Consider the following 20,453-nt stretch of genomic DNA (forward strand, 5'->3'; position numbering starts at 1 on the left):
GGGCGTGGCGCGCACCGCGCCGACACCACAACGTTAGGTCGGTCCGGATGCTTCGGCCAGCCCTTGACCCGGTCGACCCCGGCTGCTACCCGATCACGAACACCCGTCGACGGGTGCGATCCGGGCGGTCGGCGACCATGATGGACGGATGGACCTGCCGGTGATGCCGCCCGTGAAGCCGATGCTGGCCAAGGCGGTGAAGGAGATCCCCGGGGTCGGCCACGTCGAGCCGAAGTGGGACGGATTCCGCACGATCGTCTTCCGCGACGGCGACGAGGTCGAGCTCGGCAGCCGCAACGAGAAGCCGATGACCAGGTACTTCCCCGAGCTCGTCGAGCAGCTGCGACGCAACCTTCCCGAGCGGTGCGTGGTCGACGGCGAGATCGTGCTGGTGCGCGACGGCCGGCTCGACTTCGAGGTCTTGCAGCAGCGCATCCATCCGGCGGCGAGCCGCGTGAAGCTGCTGGCCGAGCAGACACCGGCGTCGTTCGTCGCGTTCGACCTGCTCGCCCTCGGCGGCGACGACCTCACCGGCCGGCCGTTCGGCGAGCGGCGCCGGCTGCTCGAGGCGGCGCTCGCCGAGGCATCCGACCCGGTCTTCATCACCCCCGCGACCGGTGACCTCGACGTCGCGCGCGACTGGTTCACCCGCTTCGAGGGCGCCGGTCTCGATGGCGTGGTGGCGAAGCCCCTCGATGGCACGTACCAGCCCGACAAGCGCACGATGTTCAAGATCAAGCACGAGCGCACCGCCGACTGCGTCGTCGCCGGGTACCGATGGCACAAGGCGGGGCCGATCGTCGGGTCGCTGCTGCTGGGGCTCTGGGGCGACGACGGCCGGCTGCACCACGTCGGCGTCGCCGCGTCGTTCCCGATGGCCCGGCGCGCCGAACTCGTCGACGAGCTCGCACCGCTCGTCGAGACCGACTGGTCGCAGCATCCGTGGGGTGCCTGGGCCGACCAGGAGGCGCACGCGACCACTCGCATGCCCGGCGCGGTCAGCCGCTGGAGCACGGGAAAGGACCTCTCGTTCGTGCCGCTGCGGCCCGAGCGCGTCGTCGAGGTCGCGTACGACCACATGGAGGGCGACCGGTTCCGGCACACGGCGCAGTTCCGCAGGTGGCGGCCCGATCGCGACCCGGCGAGCTGCACGTACGCGCAGCTCGAGGCGCCTGACGGACTCGACCTCGGCGAGATCCTGACCCTTCGCGGGTAGCCTGGCTCAGAGCACCGTACGCAGACCCGGAGTGAGCGCGGTGTGGTGCTCGAACACCAGGTTCGTCTCGGTGAGCGCCACGGCGGGGTTGGCCGACAGGTTCTTCAGCACGAACTGCCGCACGTGCTCGCTGTCGCGCACGCGAACATGGATGAGGAAGTCCTCGGTGCCGCCGAGGAAGAACAGCTGTGCGACCTCGGGCTCGCGACGCAGGTCGTCGGAGATCTGCTCCATCAGGTGCCGGGCGCCCGGCCGGATGCGCACGCTCACGAGCGCCTGCAGCGAGTAGCCGAGCGCGGCCGGGTCGATCTCGGCGGTGTAGCGGCGGATGACGCCGCGCTCGCGCAGCGACCGCACCCGTGCCAGGCAGGTCGAGGGCGAGATGCCGACGGCGCGGGCGAGGTCGACGTTCGCGATGCGGGCGTTCTCGTGCAGCCGGGCGATGATCTCGCGGTCGAGGTCGTCGAGCTGCGCCGGGCCGGGGCTGCGCGATTCGTGCGATGCATCCGTCATCGAAGGGAATCCTTTCGAACTTTCGATCAGTCTAGGATGCCTCGACAGAATTCTGTGCGGCAGATCTTTCGGATGAGCGAACGAACGCGCACGATGGGGGAGCCCATCCAGCGAATCGGAGCAGACCATGCACATCGGCGTGCCCGCAGAGATCAAGAACAACGAATTCCGCGTGGCGATCACGCCAGCGGGCGCCCACGCGCTGGCCGCGCACGGACATCGGGTGGCGGTCGAGACCGGCGCCGGCGTCGGCGCCGGCTACACCGACGAGGAGTACCGCCTCGCCGGGGCCGAGATCGCGCCGAGCGCCGCCGACGCATGGTCGGCCGACCTCGTGCTCAAGGTGAAGGAGCCGATCGAGAGCGAGTACCGGCACCTGCGCCGCGACCTCACCCTCTTCACCTACTTGCACCTGGCCGCCGATCTGCCCCTCACCCGGGCCCTGCTCGCGGCGGGCACCACCGCGATCGCGTACGAGACGGTGCAGTTGCCCGACCGCTCGCTGCCGCTGCTCACCCCGATGAGCGAGGTCGCCGGCCGACTCGCCCCGCTCGCCGGCGCGGCCGAACTGCTCGCCTCGCGCGGTGGCCGCGGCGTGCTGGTCGGCGGCGTGCCGGGCACCGCGCCCGCGAAGGTCGTCGTGCTCGGCGGCGGCGTGGCCGGCGAACAGGCCGCGGCGACCGCGCTCGGGCTCGGCGCCGACGTCACCGTGCTCGACATCTCGCTGCCGAAGCTGCGCGAGATCGACGCGCGCTACGACCACCGCATCAAGACGCTCGCCTCATCGCCGTACGAGATCGCGCGCCAGGTGCGTGATGCCGACCTGGTCGTCGGCGCGGTGCTCGTGCCCGGTGCGGCCGCACCGAAGCTCGTGACCGACGAGATGGTCGCCTCGATGAAGCGCGGTGCGGTACTGGTCGACATCGCGATCGATCAGGGCGGATGCTTCGAGGGCTCGCGCCCCACCACGCACGCCGAGCCGACGTACCGGGTGCACGACGCGATCTTCTACTGCGTCGCGAACATGCCGGGTGCGGTGCCCGCCACGTCCACCCCGGCGCTCACGAACGCAACCATGCCGTACGCGCTGAAGATCGCCGAGCTCGGCTGGCAGAAGGCGCTGTCGCTCGATCCCGCGCTCGCGAAGGGGCTGAACACCACCGACGGCAAGCTGACCAACGAGGGGGTCGCCCGCGCTCACGGCCTCGATGCGACCGAGGTCGCGCTGCCGGCGTGAGGCCGCCACGCCGCGTGAGCGCCGTGTGCGGGCTCTGCGGCGATGCTTCCGGGATTCCGGCCACCGGCAACGTATGGTGTCCGTGTGCAACGGCTCGATCGTGATGACGGCGAGGAGGGGTTCCTCCCGCCCGAGCAGGATGCCGCCGCCGATGAACTCACCCCGGATCCCATGTCGACCAACGCCACCAGTCCCGACGCCCTGAGCCTGGGCGACCCGGCCCTCGTCGCCGGCAATGTCGCCGACCCCGCGCACCGCCGGTGGTTGGACGAACTCGCCGCGGTGGGCGGCTCATCGCCGCTGGTGCGGTTCGTCGACACGCCGCGCACCCGGATCGAGCTCTCGACGACGCATCCCGGCGGCCTGCCGCAGTTCATCACCGGCAAGTCGACTCTGCTCTCCAGCCTCATCCGCGACGAGCTCGCACTTCGCAACGCGAAGCTCGCGGCGGGCGAGATCACCCAGAAGGGCATCGAACTGCGTTCGGTGCGCGGCATCGAATCGGTGCACCTGGCGATCGGGCTCGCGTCGTGGCGCAACGACGGCAACGACTTCCTCGCGCCGGTGCTGCTGCGCCCGCTCGCGATCCGCCGGTACGGGCGCGACTTCGAGTTGAAGTTGAAGGGCCAGCCGTTCCTGAACCCGGCGCTGGCACGGGAGCTGCGCGAGCAGTTCCAGATCACGCTCGACGCCGACGCGTTCGTCGCGCTCGCGCTCACCAACGGCGTGTTCAAGCCGCAGCCCGTGATCGACCGGTTGCGCGGGCTCACATCGCACCTGCCGTGGTTCCGGGTGGCGCCCCGGCTCGTGGTGTCGAGCTTCGCCGAGGTCGGGCCGGCGATGGCTGCCGATGCGGTGCGGCTCGACCACCCCGTGATCGACGCGATCGCCGGCAACCGCAGCGCGCGCGCCGCCGTAGCGGTGCGCCCCGAGCCTGCGCCGATCGTGCCGCAGGATGAACGCCCCCCGCAGGGAGACCGGCTGCTGCTCGACGCCGACCCCGAGCAGGAGCGGGTGATCGCTCAGATCGAAGCCGGCGCGTCGCTCGTGGTGAAGACGCTGCCGGGCACCGGCGGCACCCAGACCATCGTCAACGCGGTCGGCGCGCTCGTGCAGAAGGATCGCCGCGTGCTCGTGGTCGGTCCGCGGCGCGCGAGCCTCGAGGGCATTTCGCACCGGCTCGCGCAGGTCGGTCTGGGCGGTGCCGCCGTCACGACGGCGAACCTGCGCCGCGAACTCGTGCAGTCGATCTCGCGCAACGAGAAAGCCGAGCGCCCCCGCGTCGCCGACGTCGACGACGCCCTCGTGCGGCTGCGCAAGGTGCTCGTCGACTACCGTGGCGCGCTCAGTCGCCCCGACCCCGCCCTCGGCGTGTCGGTGCTCGACGCGCTGGGCGAGCTCTCGCGCCTCGCGCTGCTGCGGAAGCCGCCGCAGACCACCGCCCGACTCGAGCACGACTGCCTGATCGCGCTCGCCGGCGGGCGCGACACCGTCGCCCGCGACCTGGTGCGGGCCGCGGCGCTCGGCGAGTTCAAGTACGGGCCGGGCGACTCGCCGTGGTACGGCGCGACGTTCGCGACCGCCGAGGCGTCGACCGCCGCCCACGACCTCGCGCGCCGACTGGCCCGCGACGACGTGCCGCGCCTGCTCGACCGCGGCCGTACGCTCATCGCCCAGACCCGACTGCGTCCGTTCGAGTCGATCGCCGAACTCGGGGTGTTCCTGCGGCTGCTGCTCGCGATCCGCGACACGCTCGACCGGTTCCAGCCGTCGGTGTACGACCGGCCGCTCGGCGAGCTCATCGCTGCGACCGGCCCGCGTCGCGACGCGCAGGGCATGTCGGGTGCGAACCGCCGACGGTTGCGCCGGCTCGCCCAGGAGTACGTGCGCCCCGGGGTGCACGTCGGCGACGTCAACGCGGCGCTGCGCAGCATCCAGCAGCAGCGCACCCTGTGGCAGCGATACTCCGACGCGGGCGCCGTACCCGCCGTGCCCGTCGGCATCGACGACGTGCACGTGCTCTACCGCACGGTGACGACCGACCTGGCCGCCCTCGATGTGCCGCTCCGCCTCGAGGGCACCGCCCGGCAGCTCGCCGCCCGCCCGGTGCGCGAGCTCACCGAGTTGCTCGACGGCCTCGCCGAGGACTCCGAGGTGCTGGCGAACCTGCAGGAGCGCACGGCGCTGCTCGCGAACCTGCGCGAGCTCGGCCTCGACCCGCTGCTCGTCGACCTCACGAAGCGGCACGTGCCCGAGAGCCGCGTCGCCGACGAACTCGAACTCGCGTGGTGGCAGTCGATGCTCGAGCAGGCGCTCGCCGCCGATCAGGCCCTGCTCGGCGCGAACACCGCGGTGCTCGATCGGCTCGAGGCCGACTTCCGGCTCGTCGACGAGGCGCACGCGTCGGCGGGCGGCCCGCTCGTCGCCTGGCGGCTCGCCGAGAACTGGCGGGTTGCGCTCGTCGACCACGCCGACGAGGCCGATGAGCTGCGTCGGATGCTCCGCGGCGACCGGGTGCGCCCGATCGAGCTGCACGACCGGGCACCGCACCTGTTCCGCCTGCTCGCGCCGGTGTGGCTCGCCTCGCCGTACGAGCTGGGCGAGATCGACGACGCCATCCCGTTCGACGCGGTGATCCTCGTCGACGCGGGGGCCACGACGTTCGCCGAGAACCTCGGTGCGATCCGCCGTGCGAAGCAGGTGGTCGCCTTCGGCGACCCCGTCACGCAGACGCCGACGCTGTTCGAGACGGGCATCGACGACCCCGACTCGTCGCCCGCGCCCGCGCCGCGCACGGTGCAGGGCGTCGATGCGCTGCACGCCGATTCGGCGCTGGCGCGCCTCGGCGAGCTGCTGCCGACCATGACCCTCACCCGCAGCTACCGCGCGGGCGGCGAAGACCTGGCCGAGCTCGTGAACCGGCGGTTCTACGGCGGTCGCATCCAGTCGCTGCCGTGGGCCGGCTCGTTCCTGGGGCACGGCAGCCTGCGCCTGCATTACGTCGACGGCAACGGGCTGCCCGACTCCGTCACCGGCACGGTCGAGAGCGTCGACGCCGAGCTCGCGAAGGTCGTCGAGCTCGTCATGGAGCACGCCGTGAAGCGCCCGCGCGAGTCGCTCATGGTGATCACCGCGAGCGCCCGTCACGCCGCCCGCGTGCATCAGGCGGTGCTCTCGGCGTTCGCGAAGCGCACCGACCTCACCGACTTCATCCTGAAGGATCGCGCCGAGCCGTTCACCGTGCTCACGCTCGAGCAGGCGGTTGCGCAGAGCCGTGACCGCGTGATCTTCTCAGTCGGGTACGGCCGCACGCCGCACGGCCGGCTGCTGTCGAACTTCGGCCCGCTCGGCGAACCCGGCGGAGACCGGCTGCTGGCGGTGGGCATGACGCGCGCGAGACGTTCGATGGACTTGGTCTCGGCGTTCCGCCCCGACCACATCGACGAAGACCGCCAGTCGCACGGCGTGCTCGCCCTCGCCCAGGTGCTGAGCCAGACCGAGGAGCGCCAGGCTCGCGACGAGGCGCACGGCGCCGAGCCGATGCTCGCCGACCTCGCGGCCCGGCTCGAGGCGCTCGGCGTGCGGGTGAAGCTCGGATACCGCGGCCGGTTGGCGCTCGCCGCGGCGAACGCGGGCAAGGCGGTCGTGGTGGAGACCGACGCGTCGTTCGGCGATCTCAGCCTGCGCGAGTCGTTGCGGCTGCGGCCCGACGTGCTGCGCCGCCTCGGATGGCACTACCTGCGCGTGCACAGCTTCGAGCTGTTCGGCAATCCCGACGCGGTCGCCGTGCGGGTCGCGACCCTGCTCGGCAAGGTCGACGCGGCCGAGCAGCAGGTCGCCGAGGCGTCGTGACCGAAGGCACCGAACCGTGCGCCGATGAAGGCGCCCCGCGGCAGCGCGTCGAACGCGCCGCTGGCCGGTCGCGCCGCGCGCGCCTGACGCCCGCGCCCGGCAGCGATCCGTCGCCCGAGCCGGCGGTGCCGGGTGCTCACGAGCCGGATGCTCCGCGCAAGCGCGGGCGCACGAGCGCCGACGACGATCGCATCACGCGGGAGCGACCCCCGCATTGGTGACGGGCTAGCGGTCGCTGCGCGGGGTTCGCTCGGCGCGCTCGGCCGCGAGCAGGTCGCGGATCTCGGCGAGCAGGGTGAGCTCGCTCTCGGGCGCTTCGGGGTCGGGGACTCCGGTCTTGCGCTTGGCCTCTGCGCGCTCCTTCAGGGTGTTCATCGGCAGCACGAACACGAAGTAGACCACGGCCGCGACGATGACGAACGTCAGAATCGCGCCGATCACAGCACCGAACTTGATCTGGGCGCCCTCGCCGTACAGCGACGGGATCGTCACGACGAGTGCGTCGTCGAGGCTGTCGGCGCGGAAGATCGCACCGATGAGCGGATTGATGAGGTTCGCCACGATCGAGTTCACGACCGCCGTGAACGCTGCGCCGATGACCACCGCGACCGCCAGCTCGATGACGTTGCCGCGCAGGATGAATTCCTTGAAGCCCTTGAGCATTGCCCCTCCTCGTTCCTCGGTGTGCAAGGGATCACGCCACGCTAGCCGAGCCCGACGACGACGATCCCGACAACGACCCCGAGCTCGACGCCGAGCCCTTCGACGCCCCCGAATCCTTCGATCCCGAGCTCGACCCCGACGAGGCATCCGACTTCGCGCCGGAACCGCCCGACGAGGCATCCGAGCCTGTGGACCCGCCGCCCTCGCCCGAGCCGCCCGACCGCGAATCGGTGCGGTAGAAGCCCGAACCGTTGAAGGTCACGCCGATGGTGTTGAAGAGCTTGCGCAGCCGGCCGCCGCACGCCTCGCACGTCGTGAGCGCGTCGTCGGTGAAAGCCTGGTGGATGTCGAAGGCGTTGCCGCACTCGGTGCAGCGGTAGGAATACGTGGGCATGGGGATTCTCCGGGTGGTGCGTCGGATGCTTCGGGGCAGCGCCGTACGGTCAGAACGCGACGATGCGGGTCGGTGTCACGACGCCGTTCACGGGCTGGTCGTGTCGCTCGCGGGGGACGTGCTCGACGAACTCCGAGTCGAACACGACGGCGTACACCGGAGGACATTTTCCCATCGAACCGAGCGTCTTGTCGAAATAGCCCCGGCCCCAACCCAGTCGCATGCCCGTCGCGTCGATCGCCGCGGCGGGCACGACGATGAGGTCGACGTCGTTGATCGCCATCGGGCCGAGCAGTTCGCCGTGCGCGTGCGGCACGCCGTGCACGCCGATCGACTCGGTCTGCTCCTCGCCGACGGTCCAGTCGAGCAGGCCGTCCTCGCGGGTGATGGGGAAGAGCACGCGGATCCCGCGCGCCTCGGCCCAGTTCACGAACGGCCGGGTGTCGGGTTCGGTCGGCATCGAGAGGTAGCACGAGAGGGACTCGGCCTCGGTCATGCCGACGAGCTCCTGCAACCGTGCCGTGAACCCCTCGGTGGCGTGCTCGCGCTCGTGGGCGGGCATGTTCTGGCGGCGCTCGCGGAGCTCGGCGCGCAGGATCCGCTTCTGGACGTCCGGATCGTCGGGCATGGCGACATCCTAGGATGCTGCGCTCCGAGCCGAACCGTCATCGATGCGTCACACCCGTGTCACGTACCGGCCGCGCCGGGCGGAACGCGCCCGGTACGCTTGCCGCATGACGAAACGGATCACCAAGGCAGTCATCCCGGCCGCCGGACTCGGCACCCGGTTCCTGCCGGCGACCAAGGCGATGCCGAAAGAGATGCTTCCCGTCGTCGACAAGCCGGCGATCCAGTACGTGGTCGAAGAGGCGGTCGCAGCGGGCCTCACCGACGTGCTGATGATCACGGGTCGCAACAAGAACGCGCTCGAGAACCACTTCGACCGGGTCGCTGAGCTCGAAGCCACGCTCGAGGCGAAGGGCGACACGGCCAAGCTCGAGAAGGTCAACGAGTCCACGGATCTCGCCGACATGCACTACGTGCGCCAGGGCGACCCCAAGGGGCTCGGCCACGCCGTCGCTCGCGCGCACATGCACGTCGGCGATGTGCCGTTCGCGGTGCTGCTGGGCGACGACATCATCGACGCCCGAGACCCGCTGCTCACTCGCATGCTCGACGAGCAGGTCGCACGCGATGCGTCGATCGTCGCGTTGCTCGAGGTCGACCCCGACAGCATCCACCTCTACGGTGCGGCCGAGGTCGAGCCGACCGACGACCCCGACGTGGTGCGCGTGACCGGCCTCGTCGAGAAGCCGGCGAAAGAGCACGCGCCGTCCAACTATGCGGTCATCGGCCGCTACGTGCTGAAGCCCGAGGTGTTCGGCGTGCTCGAGCGCACCCCGCCCGGCAAGGGCGGCGAGATCCAGCTCACCGACGCGCTCATGGAGATGGCCGCCGACGTCGAGGGCACGGGCGGCGTGTACGGCGTCGTGTTCCGCGGTCGGCGATATGACACGGGTGACAAGCTCGACTACATCAAGGCGGTCGTGCAGCTCGCGGCCGATCGGGCCGACCTCGGACCCGATCTGCGTGCGTGGCTCGCCGACTTCGTCGCGCGCGACACGGACCCGCGCGGCTGAGATGCCGGCTGCGCTGCTGCCGACCCTTCGCGACGCCGAGGTCGTGCTCCGTCCGGTCAGGGCACGTGACGCGCGCGCGCTCGAGCAGGTGCTGCTCGACAATCGGGCCTGGTTGCGCCAGTGGGAGGCGACCTACCCGGGCGGCGGTTCGATCATCGACACCCGCGCGAGCATCCGCAATCTGCTCGCGCACGCCAGGGCAGGCAGCGCGCTGCCGTTCCTCATCGAGCACGAGGGCCGGCTGGCCGGGCAGTTGAACGTCTCATCGATCACGCACGGGTCGCTGTCGAGCGCGTCGATCGGATACTGGGTGTCGCAGGAGTTCGCGGGTCGCGGCATCACGCCGACGGCAGTGGCGCTGGCGACCGACTACTGCTTCAGCGTGCTGCGCCTGCACCGCATGGAGATCTGCATCCGCCCCGAGAACGGCCCGAGCCTGCGTGTCGTCGAGAAGCTGGGGTTCCGTTACGAGGGCCTGCGGCGCCGGTTCATCCACATCAACGGCGACTGGCGTGACCATTTCGCGTTCGCGCTCGTCGCCGAGGAGCTCGGCCGCGGCGGGGTGCTCGGCCGCTGGCGCGACGGGCGGGTGCCGGCCGGTGCGGCGCGCATCCCCGACGAGGATCGCGCTGCGGCGGCTACCCCACTTCGCGTGTCGGATCGCTGACACACCCGCCCCCGGCTGGGCCGTGTGCCCGGCGTCCCCTAACGTTGACGCATGGACGTGATCGGCGGGGGTGTGCTGATGGCGGCCGCCGCAGTCCTCTGGGTCGCGTACCTGCTGCCGAGCTGGTTGCGACGCCGGCAGTACCTGGCGACCGAGCGCAATGCGGTGCGCCTGGGCCAGACGATCCGCATCATCGCCGAGACGAGCGAGACGCCCGAGCCGGTTCGGCTCGAGGTGTCGGCCCGCGAGGTCGCGGCGCAGCAGCGGATCCTCGCCGAGCACGAGGCCGCCGCCAGGGCCGAGACCGAGGCGGCCGAGCAGCTCGCGATCGCCGAGCGCATCGCCGCCCAGCAGGCGGCTCGCGAAGCACGCGGGCTCGCGCTGCGCGCGCTCGCCACGCAGCCGATCGAGGTGGTGCGGTCGGAGTCGCAGCCCGAGGTCTCGCAGTCGGATGTCTCGCCGGATGTCTCGCATCAGGATGTCTCGCAGTCGGATGCCGCGGCCGCCGATGCCGGTATCCACGATCTCGCAGCGCAGCGCAGCAGGCTCCGCCGCCGTCGGGGTCGTCGCAGCCTGCTGCTGCTCGTCTCGCTGCTCGCGCTCGTCGTCGGCCTGGTCGGGCTCGGCTTCGGACTGACGCCGGTGGTCGCGCTCGTCGGCACCGCGGGCATCGTCGTGGCCATGTCCGAGCTCGCGCGACTCGCGCGTGCCGGGCGGTCCATGGTGTCGGTCGCCGCTGCGCCGACGGAGTCGGTCGTGGCCGAGCCGTTCGAGCCGATCGAGCTTGCGTCCGACGAGGTCGACGAGCCCGGGTGGACGCCCCAGCCGCTGCCGCGACCGCTCACGCTGTCGCGCGGCACGATCGCCGCCGCGGCGATGGCCTCGATCGAGGCGGCCGAGCAGCTGCGGCGCGCCGGCGTCGAGGCCGAGCTCGCCGAGCGGGCCGCCGAGATCGCGCCCGCGCCGCCGCGACTGCCGGCCCGGCCCGCCGAGCCGGCCGTGGCCGAGCCCGCCGGGCAGGCGGCCGTGGCCGAGGCGGCGAGCCCGTATGCGCGCATGGGCATCGTCGGCGAGACGACGCCGGGTATCGACGACCTCGACGCCGTGCTGCGTCGTCGTCGTCGCGCTGTCTGACCACGCTCGCGCTCGCCGGGGATGGTCTTTCACACCCCTCGCGGGATGGTAGAGTCATTGACGGCTCGGGCCCATGGCGCAGTTGGTAGCGCGTCTCGTTCGCAATGAGAAGGTCGGGGGTTCGAATCCCCCTGGGTCCACCGAGAACACGAAACGCCCTGGCTTCGGCCGGGGCGTTTCGTCGTCTGCAGGTCCCCCGGGTCGCCCTGCGACGAGTTGCGACCGGGGCATCCCGTCGTACTAAGGTAAGGCTTGCCTCAGCCAGCCGAACCTCGGAGTCCCCGCATGCCCGCACGCCGTCTCACCGCCCTCGCTGCCGCTGCGGCCGCAGCCCTCGCACTCGCGGGCTGCTCGTCACCCGCCGCCGACGCCGAATCCGGCGAGGTCGCCTGGAGCTACGTGTCCGGCGACGGTACGACGTACACCGCCGACCACGTGCCGCAGCGCATCATCGCGCACGCGTACGCCGCGAAGGTGCTGATGGAGTTCGGCATCACGCCGGTCGGCATCTACGCCGACGGCGACCTCGACAGCGACGTGGGCCTGCAGGGCGTCGACTTCGAGGGCATCGAGGTGCTCGGCGAGGAGTGGGGCAAGATCGACGTCGAGAAGGCCGCGTCGCTGCAGCCCGACCTCATCGTCGGCGACTGGTGGCCGGTCGAAGAGGCCTACTCGGGCCTGGAGAGCGGCGTCGAGGAGTCGAGCACGAAGCTCGCCGAGCTCGCGCCCGTGGTCGGCGCCGCACAGGGCGACTCGATCGTCGACCTCATCGAGGGGTACGCCGAGCTCGCCGAGTCGCTCGGCGCCGACACCGCGGTGATCGACGCCCAGCGCGCCGAGTTCGATGGCGCGGTCGCCGCCTTCCAGGAGGCGGTGGCGGGCAAGCCCGGCCTGACCGCGCTCGCGATCAGCCCGTACGACGACAGCTACGCGATCGCCGTGCCCGAGTACGCGCCCGAGTTGCTCGACCTGCGGTCGTGGGGCCTCGACGTCATCGTGCCGAGCGAGCCCGACCCCGACTTCCCCTACTGGCAGACCCTGAGCTTCGAGAACGCCGACGCCTATCAGCCCGACGTGCTGCTGTTCGACGACCGCAACCACCCGGCGAACGAGCAGACGCTCGCCGACCAGCCGATCTCGTCGCAGATCGCGGCCTTCGCCGCCGGGCAGACCACGACCTGGCCGGCCTACTGGCTGCACACCTACCCCGACTACACCGCCCAGCTGCAGTCGCTCACCGCGTTCGTCGAGGGTGCGAACCCCGACATCGTCGTCGAGTGAGCCGGGCCGTCGAATGACCGCGACCGCCGCTCGCCCGACCGCCCGCCATCGCGGCGGGCTCGGGCTCGCGGCGGCCCTCGCGGTCTCGCTGCTCGCACTCGGCGCCGCCTGCGCGGCGAGCATCCTGCTCGGATCCCGGGCGATCACCGCCGGCGGCGCCCTCACGCCGACCGAGCTCACCGTGCTGTTCGATATGCGCGTGCCGCGCACGGTGCTCGGCCTCCTCATCGGCGCGGCGCTCGCGGTGAGCGGGGCGCTGCTGCAGGGGGTGGCGCGCAACCCGCTCGCCGACCCCGGGGTGCTCGGCATCAACTCCGGGGCCGCGCTCGCCGTGGTCGCCGCAGTGACCGTGGCCGGCTCGGGCGCGGTCGGCGCAGCGGTGTGGTTCGCGTTCCTCGGCGCGGGCGTCGCGACGGTCACGGTCTACGGCATTGCGTCGTTCGGGCGCGAAGGGGCGACGCCGACCAAGCTCGCCCTCGCGGGGGTGGTCGTCACCGCGGCCGCGTCGTCGCTGACCTCGGCCATCGTGCTCATGAACGTCGACGCGCTGAACGAGTTGCGGTTCTGGCAGGTCGGTGCGCTGGCCGGTCGGTACTGGCCGGTGATCGGCCAGCTCTGGCCGTTCCTCGTCGGCGGCCTGGTGGTCGCGATGCTCGCGGCGCGCCCGTTGAACGCGCTCGCGCTCGGCGACGATCTCGCCCGCTCGCTTGGCACGCGAGTGCGGCTGACGCGGGGAGTCCTGTTCGCGATCGTCGCGGTGCTCTGCGGCGCCGCGACCGCGGCGTGCGGCCCGATCGCGTTCGTCGGGCTCATGGTGCCGCACCTGGCGCGCCTGCTCGCCGGGCCCGACTACCGCTGGATCCTGCCGTTCAGCCTGGTGCTCGGCCCGACGCTGCTGCTCGCGTGCGACGTGCTCGGGCGAATGGTCATCGCGCCGGCCGAAGTGCAGGTCGGAGTCATCGTGGGCATCGTCGGCGCGCCCGTGTTCGTCGCGCTGGTGCGGATGCGACGGAGCGTCGAGCTGTGAGCGCCACCGAGCAGACCCGCCCTGCCCGGCCGACGCCGCCGGGCGCATCGGGCGCATCGGGCGCATCGGGCGCATCGGGTGCGGCGGTCGCGGCAGGCGGGTTCCATGTCGACCGGATGTCGCGACGCCGACGTGCGGCGATCGTGACCGGCTCGCTCGCGGCGGTGTGCGCGGTGCTGTTCGTCACTTCGATGACCGTCGGCAGCGTGCTGCTGCCGCCGCTCGACGTGCTCGCCTCCGTGCTCGGCTTGGGCGACCCGTCGACCGACTTCATCGTGCGGGGCCTGCGCATGCCCCGGGCGATCACCGCCGTGCTGGTCGGGCTCGCGCTCGGAGCATCCGGCGCCGTATTCCAGCGGTTGCTGCGCAACCCGCTCGCAGCGCCCGACCTGATCGGCATCTCGGCGGGCGCGAGCACCGCGACGGTCGCCGGGCTCACCCTGTTCGGACTCGGCGGGATCGGGCTCTCGGCGGCGGCGGTCGCCGGAGGACTCGGCGTGGCCGCGCTGGTGTTCCTGCTCGCGTGGCGCGGGGGACTCGTGGGCACTCGGTTCATTCTGATCGGTGTCGGCGTCGCGGCCGGGTGCGAGTCGATCACGTCGTTCCTCATCGCGCGGGCCGACATCACCGACGCGCGTGCGGCGATGACCTGGCTGGTGGGGTCGGTCGGCATGGCGAGCGAGACCGACCTCGTCGTGCTCGCGATCGCGGTGCTCGTGCTGCTGCCGGCCGCCGCGGCCTGGACCCGTCGGCTCGGGGTGCTCGAGCTCGGCGGTGATCGCGCCAGCAGCCTCGGGCTGCGCGTCGACCGCGACACCGTGGTGCTGCTCGCGTTCGCGGTTGCGCTGGTCGCCCTGGCGACGGCGGCCGCCGGGCCGATCGCGTTCGTCGCGCTCATGGCCGGCCCGGTCTCAGCACGGCTCCTCGGCCGCGCGGGCGACCGCGTCGTCGTGGCGGCGCTCGCTGGGGCGATCATCGTGCAGGTCGCCGACCTCGTGGCCCAGCACGCACTGCCGACGCCCATCTCGACCGGCATCGTCACCGGTCTGGTCGGCGCGCCGTACATCGCCTGGCTCCTGGTGCGGAGCGGAAAGGAGCGCGCATGAGCGCCGACCACGAACTCGACCTCCGCGAGCTGACGCTGGGATACGACGGTGCCGACATCGTGCGCGGGGTGTCCACGCGCATCCCGGCCGGCCGCATGACCGCGATCATCGGCGCCAATGCCTCGGGCAAGTCGACGCTGCTGCGCGGGGTTGCGCGCCTGCTCGCCCCGCGTGCGGGCGAGGTCGTGCTCGACGGGGCATCCGTGCACGCCATGCGCCCGGCCGACCTGGCGCGCATCGTCGGGCTGCTGCCCCAGTCGCCGATCGCACCCGACTCGATCACCGTCGGCGACCTGGTCGGCCGCGGCCGGTACCCGCACCAGGGCTGGTTCCGCCGGTGGACGGCCGCCGACGACGCCGCGGTCGATCGGGCGCTCGCGGCGACCGGAACCGCCGACCTGATGCGCCGTCGCGTGCTCGAGCTGTCGGGTGGCCAGCGCCAGCGGGTCTGGATCGCGATGGCTCTCGCGCAGGAGACCGACATCCTGCTGCTCGACGAGCCGACCACGTTCCTCGACGTGAACTACCAGGTCGAGGTGCTCGACCTGCTCGCCGATCTCAACCGAGAGCGGGGCACCACGGTCGTGATGGTCCTGCACGAGCTCGGCCTCGCCTGCCGATACGCCGACCACGTCATCGCGATGCGCGACGGTCGCATCATCGCCGAGGGTTCGCCGAACGCGGTCGTGACCGCGCCGCTCGTCGAGCGCGTCTTCGACCTGCGATGCGAGGTGATCGCCGACCCGCTGAGCGGAACGCCGCTCGTCATCCCAATCGGCCGGCACCGCACGCGCGCCGCGACCGCGAGGTGAGGTCAGGCGGTGGCAGCGTGACCGGCGCAGCGCTCGGCGTCGGGCACCCCTGCGAGGGCCTGCTCGACATGCTCACCGCAGCCCGCCCACGTGACCTTGCCGCAGACGTCGCACGTGACGGGGTAGCACATCCGGAGCATCCTCTCGTTCCGGCCGACCCGACCCGACGGGTCGGCCCAATCCGTTTCGACCGACTCGCAGCATACCCGGGGCGGTCTGGGAATCCGCACCGCCTAGGCTGAACCCGATGTCGTCCCACGCGGTGCCCACCGGATCCATCCCGTTGACGCCGGCCAAGCGCTGGCGGGCGTACTGGGTGTGCGTGGCAGTGGCCGCGCTGACCATCCTCGACCTGACCAAGGTGAACGTGGGGCTGCCCTCGATCGAGGAGGCGTTCGGCGCCGGGTCGACCGAGCTGCAGCTCATCGTCTCGGGGTACGTGCTCACCTTCGGCTTGACGCTGGTGCCGGCGGGCCGGCTCGGCGACCAGCGTTCGCGCAAGACGCTGTTCGTCGTCGGCCTCTCGCTGTTCACCCTCGCGAGCATCGCGTGCGCGCTCGCACCGAGCGGCGTGTTCCTGCTCGTCGCCCGACTCGTGCAGGGCGTCGCGGCGGGCATCCAGATGCCGCAGGTGCTCGGCCTCGTACAGGAGCTGTTCCAGGGCGCCGAGCGCGGGCGCGCGTTCGGTATCTTCGGCGCCACGATCGGCCTGTCGACCGCGTTCGGGCCGACGCTCGGCGGCCTCCTGATCCTGCTCGGCGGACCTTCCGACGGCTGGCGGTGGATCTTCTGGATCAACGTCCCGCTCGCGCTCGCCGCGATCGCGCTGGCGATCTGGGTGCTGCCGCAGACGCGCCACGTGCAGCGAAAGCCCCTCGAGCTCGACCCGCTCGGCCTGCTGCTCTTCGCGGCCACCGTGGTCTCGCTGATGTGGCCCTTCCTCTTCACCACCGGTGCGCCGACCGACGACCCGGCCAGGTGGTGGCTGCTCGTCGTGTTCGTGCTCGCGCTCACCGCCTTCATCGCGTGGGAGCGGCGGTATGCCGCGTCGGGCAGGCACCCGCTCGTTCCGCTGTCGCTGTTCTCGGTCACCTCGTACCGCAACGGCACCATGCTCGCGACCGTCTACTTCGCTGCGCTGCCGTCGATGTTCCTGCTCACGACCCTCTACCTGCAGCACGGCCTCGGCCTCGAGCCGGTGTTCGCCGGCATGGTGTCGATCGGGTTCGCGCTGCTCAGCGCCTTCACGTCGTGGCGCGGCGGCCTGCTCGTGGAGCGCTTGGGCCGCAAGCTCGTGGTGTGGGGCATCCTGATCCTGCTCGTCGGCATCGGCCTGCTGGTGGCCGCGGCGCTGCTCACCCCGCCCGAGATCACGCCGTGGGCGATGGCCGCTGCGATGACGGTCGGCGGTTTCGGCGGCGGCCTCGTGATCTCGCCGAACCAGACGTTGGCGCTCGCCGACATCCCGGTGCGCCAGGGCGGACTCGCCGGCTCGGTCGGCCAGCTCGGTCAGCGCATCGGCACTGCGGTGGGCACGGCGGTCGCGCTCTCGCTCTTCTATGCGACGATCTTCCGCGAGGCCGACGGCGAGCCCGACCTCGGCGTCTACCACGACGCGTACGGACTCGGCATGATCGCGGTCGCGGTGCTGGTCGCGGTCGCGCTCGGCATCGGAGTGCTCGACCTCGGTGCGCGTCGGCGCCAGCGCCGCGCGTTCGAGTAGCGCTCCAGGGCTCAGGCGGCGCGCGCGGCGGGCTGCGTGGACGGCGTGAGCAGGGCGCCCAGTTCGGCGCAGCTCAGTTCACGGCCGAAGATCGGATGCCCCGGCTCGAGTTCGACGCCGTGCGCGAGGGCGCCGCCGTCGACGGGATCGAATCCGATCGCGTCGATGATGCGGGCGACCACGGCGCGGGCGTCGGGGTCGTCGCCGACGACGGCGAGCGCCCGCCGCAGCGACGAGCCGGGCGGCATGCTGTCGTCTTCCATCTCGTGGTAGCCGAGGTGGTTGAGGCTCTTCACGACCCGTGCGGCGGGGTTGCGGGCGGCGTTGATCTCGCTCGTCGATCGCGGGTCGTCGTCGATCTCGGCGAGATTGCCGTCGATCGGCGGCCAGTAGTTCATGGCGTCGACGACGACCTTGTCGCCGAATCGCTGCCAGGGCACGGTGGCCGCCTTGCCGAACGGCACGGCGACGATGACGACGTCGGCCGCGTCGACGAGCGCGTCGGGGGTCGCTACCTCGGCGCCGGGGGCGACGACGCCGACGACCAGGTCGAGGGCGGTCTGTCGCGGCGAGCCCGCGATGAGCACGCGGTGCCCGGATGCCACGAGCAGCCGTGCGAGCGCGGTGCCGACCTTGCCGGCGCCGAAGATCCCGATGACGGGTCGCTCCATGGTCTGCGTGTCCTCTCCGAGAGATCGAATGCGAGAGGCATCCGATTCGATGCATCCGTATGCAGAAAACGCGCGCGACGCTGCGCCGCATTCCCATGCGGCTTGCGTCCATCCTCCCACTGGCCGCCGCAGCGCGGCTGGGAATAGTCTCGGGTGGGGGCTGGTTCCGGCATGTCGATGCATGAGCATGGAACCTCGGAGAGGATGCGACGGATGCCACGTCAGTACGAATTCGGACTCGACACGTTCGGCGACGTGACCGCCGGCCCCGACGGCGCCCCGCTTCCGCACGCGCAGGTGCTGCGCAACGTGGTCGACGAGGCCGTGCTCGCCGACCGGCTCGGCCTCGACTTCTTCGGCATCGGCGAGCACCACCGGCACGAGTTCGCCGTCTCCGCGCCCGACGTGGTGCTCGCCGCGATCGCGAGCCGCACCGAGCGCATCCACCTCGGTTCGGCGGTCACGGTGCTGAGCAGCGACGACCCCGTGCGCGTGTTCCAACGCTTCTCGACGCTCGATGCGGTGTCGAACGGCCGGGCCGAGGTGATTCTCGGCCGAGGTTCGTTCATCGAGTCGTTCCCGCTGTTCGGGTACGACCTGAGCCAGTACCAGGAACTCTTCGAAGAGAAGCTGCAGCTCTTCGCCGCGCTGCTCACGCAGGAGCCGGTGACCTGGGCCGGCACGCTGCGCCCCCCGCTGACCGACCAGCTCGTGTACCCGCCCGTCGAGCACGGGCGCCTGAAGACCTGGGTCGGCGTCGGCGGCAGCCCGGAGTCGGTCGTGCGTGCGGCGAACTACGGTCTTCCGCTCGTGCTCGCCATCATCGGGGGCAGCCCCGCGCGCTTCGCGCCGCTCGCCGACCTCTACCGGCGCGCGCTCGAGCAGTTCGGCCACGACCCGCAGCCGATCGCGGTGCACTCGCCCGGCCTCATCGCCGAGACCGACGCCGCCGCCCTCGACACCCTCTGGCCGCACTACGAGGTGATCATCAACCGCATCGGCCGCGAGCGCGGCTGGGGCCCCGCGACCCGCGCGCACTTCGAGGCCGAGGCGAGCGAGCACGGCGCGCTCTACGCGGGGTCGCCCGAGACCGTCGCGCAGAAGATCGCCGCGGCGATGCGCTCGATCGGCGCGACCCGGTTCGACCTCAAGTACTCGAACGGCACGCTGCCGCACGAGGTGATGAGCGAGAGCATCGAGCGCTACGCGACCCAGGTCGTGCCGCGCGTGCGCGAACTGCTCGCCGAGCAGGACGACGCCGAGCCCGATGCCGCCGAGCCCGATGCCGCCGAGCCCGATGCCCGCGCCGGCTCCGACGCATCCGCTACACCGGCGGACGCACCGCCTGCCTCCTGACCGCTGCACGGAACCAGGCCGCATCGGGCAGGCGCGCGAGGAACGTGCCCGCGACGATCGTGATGAGCACGTAGGCCGTGGCCAGCGGCGCGAGCGCGGGCGTCACCCCAGCCCCGACCGCGAGTCCCGCGATCACGATCGAGAACTCGCCACGCGGGGTCAGCGCGAAGCCCGCACGCCACTGGCCGAGCAGGCCGACGCCCGCGCGCCGTGCGGTGTACATGCCGGTGAGCACCTTCGTCGCGATCGTGACGACGGCCAGCCCGAGCGCGGGCAGCAGCATCGACACCAGGGCCGACCAGTCGGTCGTCAGCCCGAAGAACACGAAGAAGATCGCCGCGAACAGATCGCGCAGCGGTGTCAGCACCTGGCTCGCGTTCTCGGCCACCCGGCCCGAAAGCGCGATGCCCACGAGGAACGCGCCGACCGCGGCCGACACGCTGACCTCGGCGGCCAGGCCCGCGACGAGCATCGTGAGGCCGAGCACGCCGAGCAGCAGCGGCTCGAACTCGTCGGCGGGGAAGAGCCTCGATACGACGTGCCCGTGGCGCAGCGCCACGTAGAGGATGACCACGACCACGGCCACCGCGATCGCGACCGAGATCGCGCCCTGCAGCAGGCTCACTCCCACCACGATCGCCGAGAGCACCGGCAGATAGAACGCCATCGCGAGGTCTTCGATCACCAGCACGGCGAGGATGCCCGGCGTCTCGCGGTTCGAGAGACGACCGAGATCGCGGAGCAGCTTCGCGATCACGCCCGACGACGACACCCAGGTCACGCCGGCGAGTGCGACCGCCGCGATCGGACCCCATCCCAGCAGGAACGCGAACGCGGCGCCGGGCAGTGCGTTCAACAGGCCGTCGACGAGGCCGGCGGCGCGCGAGGACTTGAGCCCGCCGAACAGCTCTTCGGCGGTGTACTCGAGGCCGAGGAGCGCCAGCAGCAGGATGACCCCGATCTCGGAGCCGACCTGGAAGAACTCCTCGCTCGCGTCGAGCGGCAGCACGCCGCCCTCTCCGAACGCGAGGCCGAGCAACAGGTACACGGGAATCGGCGAGACGCCGAACCGGATCGCGAGCCGGCCGAGCAGGCTCATGCCGAGAAGCAGCGCGCCGACCTCGATCAGGAGCAGCGTGGTCTCGTGCATGGAACCGCCGC

Annotated in this window: 19 protein-coding genes and 1 tRNA gene; 13 read left to right on the top strand and 7 right to left on the bottom strand. The window is 71.7% G+C overall.

Annotation, left to right across the window (positions count from 1 at the left end):
* Positions 1-148: 148 nt before the first annotated feature.
* Positions 149-1,216, top strand: a complete 1,068-nt coding sequence (locus tag FLP10_RS13565) for an ATP-dependent DNA ligase (protein ID WP_149161353.1) — start codon at positions 149-151, stop codon at positions 1,214-1,216.
* Positions 1,217-1,222: 6 nt separating this feature from the next.
* Here FLP10_RS13565 and FLP10_RS13570 read toward each other — a convergent pair whose 3' ends face one another.
* Entirely contained in the window at positions 1,223-1,729 is a 507-nt protein-coding gene (locus tag FLP10_RS13570) for an Lrp/AsnC family transcriptional regulator (protein WP_149161354.1), read from the bottom strand.
* Between the two features lie 127 nt (positions 1,730-1,856).
* Here FLP10_RS13570 and ald point away from each other — a divergent pair, with 127 nt between their 5' ends.
* Both ald and FLP10_RS13580 read left to right on the top strand, forming a co-directional pair.
* A complete protein-coding gene (gene ald / locus FLP10_RS13575; RefSeq protein ID WP_149161355.1) occupies positions 1,857-2,966 on the top strand; it encodes an alanine dehydrogenase in 1,110 nt (369 codons plus the stop codon).
* Between the two features lie 84 nt (positions 2,967-3,050).
* Entirely contained in the window at positions 3,051-6,818 is a 3,768-nt protein-coding gene (locus tag FLP10_RS13580) for a DEAD/DEAH box helicase (protein ID WP_425457596.1), read from the top strand.
* Between the two features lie 225 nt (positions 6,819-7,043).
* Here the strand turns inward: FLP10_RS13580 and mscL are convergent, their stop codons facing one another.
* Genes mscL through FLP10_RS13595 form a run of 3 tightly spaced genes read right to left on the bottom strand, consistent with a single transcriptional unit; the run spans position 7,044 to position 8,503 of the window.
* A complete protein-coding gene (gene mscL / locus FLP10_RS13585) occupies positions 7,044-7,481 on the bottom strand; it encodes a large conductance mechanosensitive channel protein MscL (protein WP_149161356.1) in 438 nt (145 codons plus the stop codon).
* A gap of 31 nt (positions 7,482-7,512) precedes the next feature.
* The gene (locus tag FLP10_RS13590) at positions 7,513-7,875 is read right to left on the bottom strand and encodes an FmdB family zinc ribbon protein (protein WP_149161357.1); all 363 of its coding nucleotides are present in this window, start codon (positions 7,873-7,875) and stop codon (positions 7,513-7,515) included.
* A 49-nt stretch (positions 7,876-7,924) separates the two neighbouring features.
* Positions 7,925-8,503, bottom strand: coding sequence for a 5-formyltetrahydrofolate cyclo-ligase (locus FLP10_RS13595; RefSeq protein WP_149161358.1), 579 nt, complete (start codon positions 8,501-8,503; stop codon positions 7,925-7,927).
* Between the two features lie 106 nt (positions 8,504-8,609).
* On the opposite strand from FLP10_RS13595, the gene galU reads away from it, so the two are divergent.
* The 8 genes from galU (at position 8,610) to FLP10_RS13635 (ending at position 15,542) form a co-directional block, all read left to right on the top strand.
* Positions 8,610-9,515, top strand: coding sequence for a UTP--glucose-1-phosphate uridylyltransferase GalU (gene galU / locus FLP10_RS13600; protein WP_149161359.1), 906 nt, complete (start codon positions 8,610-8,612; stop codon positions 9,513-9,515).
* Position 9,516: 1 nt separating this feature from the next.
* A complete protein-coding gene (locus FLP10_RS13605) occupies positions 9,517-10,182 on the top strand; it encodes a GNAT family N-acetyltransferase (protein WP_149161360.1) in 666 nt (221 codons plus the stop codon).
* Between the two features lie 51 nt (positions 10,183-10,233).
* Positions 10,234-11,316, top strand: coding sequence for a hypothetical protein (locus tag FLP10_RS13610; protein WP_149161361.1), 1,083 nt, complete (start codon positions 10,234-10,236; stop codon positions 11,314-11,316).
* A gap of 67 nt (positions 11,317-11,383) precedes the next feature.
* Positions 11,384-11,456, top strand: a tRNA-Ala gene (locus FLP10_RS13615).
* Between the two features lie 145 nt (positions 11,457-11,601).
* Positions 11,602-12,597, top strand: coding sequence for an ABC transporter substrate-binding protein (locus FLP10_RS13620; protein WP_149161362.1), 996 nt, complete (start codon positions 11,602-11,604; stop codon positions 12,595-12,597).
* Positions 12,598-12,610: 13 nt separating this feature from the next.
* Positions 12,611-13,624, top strand: a complete 1,014-nt coding sequence (locus FLP10_RS13625; protein WP_149161363.1) for a FecCD family ABC transporter permease — start codon at positions 12,611-12,613, stop codon at positions 13,622-13,624.
* Positions 13,621-14,730 carry a FecCD family ABC transporter permease gene (locus tag FLP10_RS13630; protein WP_149161364.1) on the top strand — a complete coding sequence of 370 codons (1,110 nt, stop codon included), beginning with the start codon at positions 13,621-13,623 and terminating at the stop codon, positions 14,728-14,730. Before FLP10_RS13625 ends, FLP10_RS13630 begins: the two co-directional genes overlap by 4 nt.
* Positions 14,727-15,542, top strand: a complete 816-nt coding sequence (locus tag FLP10_RS13635; RefSeq protein WP_149161365.1) for an ABC transporter ATP-binding protein — start codon at positions 14,727-14,729, stop codon at positions 15,540-15,542. Before FLP10_RS13630 ends, FLP10_RS13635 begins: the two co-directional genes overlap by 4 nt.
* Before the next feature lie 2 nt (positions 15,543-15,544).
* Here FLP10_RS13635 and FLP10_RS17865 read toward each other — a convergent pair whose 3' ends face one another.
* Positions 15,545-15,673, bottom strand: a complete 129-nt coding sequence (locus FLP10_RS17865) for a hypothetical protein (protein ID WP_149161366.1) — start codon at positions 15,671-15,673, stop codon at positions 15,545-15,547.
* A gap of 116 nt (positions 15,674-15,789) precedes the next feature.
* On the opposite strand from FLP10_RS17865, the gene FLP10_RS13645 reads away from it, so the two are divergent.
* On the top strand, positions 15,790-17,265 hold the full coding sequence (locus tag FLP10_RS13645) for an MFS transporter (protein WP_149161367.1): 1,476 nt from the start codon (positions 15,790-15,792) through the stop codon (positions 17,263-17,265).
* An 11-nt stretch (positions 17,266-17,276) separates the two neighbouring features.
* Here the strand turns inward: FLP10_RS13645 and FLP10_RS13650 are convergent, their stop codons facing one another.
* Positions 17,277-17,936 (bottom strand): NADPH-dependent F420 reductase, encoded by a 660-nt coding sequence (locus FLP10_RS13650; protein ID WP_149161368.1) that lies wholly within the window; start codon positions 17,934-17,936, stop codon positions 17,277-17,279.
* Between the two features lie 213 nt (positions 17,937-18,149).
* Here FLP10_RS13650 and FLP10_RS13655 point away from each other — a divergent pair, with 213 nt between their 5' ends.
* Positions 18,150-19,292 (top strand): LLM class flavin-dependent oxidoreductase, encoded by a 1,143-nt coding sequence (locus FLP10_RS13655; RefSeq protein WP_149161369.1) that lies wholly within the window; start codon positions 18,150-18,152, stop codon positions 19,290-19,292.
* Here the strand turns inward: FLP10_RS13655 and FLP10_RS13660 are convergent.
* Positions 19,261-20,442 (bottom strand): cation:proton antiporter, encoded by a 1,182-nt coding sequence (locus FLP10_RS13660; protein WP_149161370.1) that lies wholly within the window; start codon positions 20,440-20,442, stop codon positions 19,261-19,263. The genes FLP10_RS13655 and FLP10_RS13660 overlap by 32 nt on opposite strands.
* Between the last annotated feature and the right edge of the window lie 11 nt (positions 20,443-20,453).

It is taken from the genome of Agromyces intestinalis, assembly GCF_008365295.1.
In the GTDB taxonomy this organism is placed as follows: Bacteria; Actinomycetota; Actinomycetes; order Actinomycetales; family Microbacteriaceae; genus Agromyces; species Agromyces intestinalis.